The organism is Vibrio sp. 2134-1, from assembly GCF_033339495.1.
In genome coordinates this window covers 1-551 of the sequence record NZ_JAWOUS010000828.1, presented here as the reverse complement: position 1 = coordinate 551, position 551 = coordinate 1, and the positions used below count along the sequence as shown (strand labels likewise).

General features: G+C 43.9%; 1 protein-coding gene and 1 pseudogene. Both read right to left on the bottom strand.

The features are described from left to right. Positions 1-74, bottom strand: a pseudogene (locus R7R78_RS28770) (PTS mannose transporter subunit IIA); the annotation flags it as partial. A gap of 12 nt (positions 75-86) precedes the next feature. Further along, the gene (locus R7R78_RS28765) at positions 87-530 is read right to left on the bottom strand and encodes a PTS sugar transporter subunit IIA (protein WP_005391226.1); all 444 of its coding nucleotides are present in this window, start codon (positions 528-530) and stop codon (positions 87-89) included. Positions 531-551: the final 21 nt, after the last annotated feature.

The following is a 551-nucleotide window of genomic DNA, read 5'->3' as shown; positions in this document are numbered from 1 at the left end:
CCGATATTTGGCAGCACCATGGCGGTCAAATGACCTCCGAAGGCTTGCACATTGGCTCGCATGTTTGCTTTCACGTTATGTTCCTTTTAGTATGCTTTTATTATGTCTAGCACTTGTTCTTTGGAAGAGGCTTGTGCCAGTTTTGCAATGTTCTCTTCATCCACAAACATCTCGCTCAACGCTTGAATCACCTCAATGTGGGTATCAGAGTCTTTCGCAGCTAAGGTAATAAGAATATTGGCCGGACCGAGATCCGATCCAAAATCAACAGGTGATGGGAAAATATGGATGCCTAAGCCTGTTTTTAAAACGCCAGTTTCAGGTCGGGCATGAGGCATAGCCAATCCAGGGCATAACACATAGTAAGGACCGTTTTCTTCCGTTGAACGGATGATCGCATCAGCATAGTGCTGGGAGACGTAACCTTTATTTTCTAGGTATTGAGTGGTCTTTTTAACCGCATCTTGCCATTGGTAAGCGCGATCATTAATTACATCTACTAGTTCGTGGTCGATTAACTCGTACAGCATATTTAACCCTATCAACAGTTC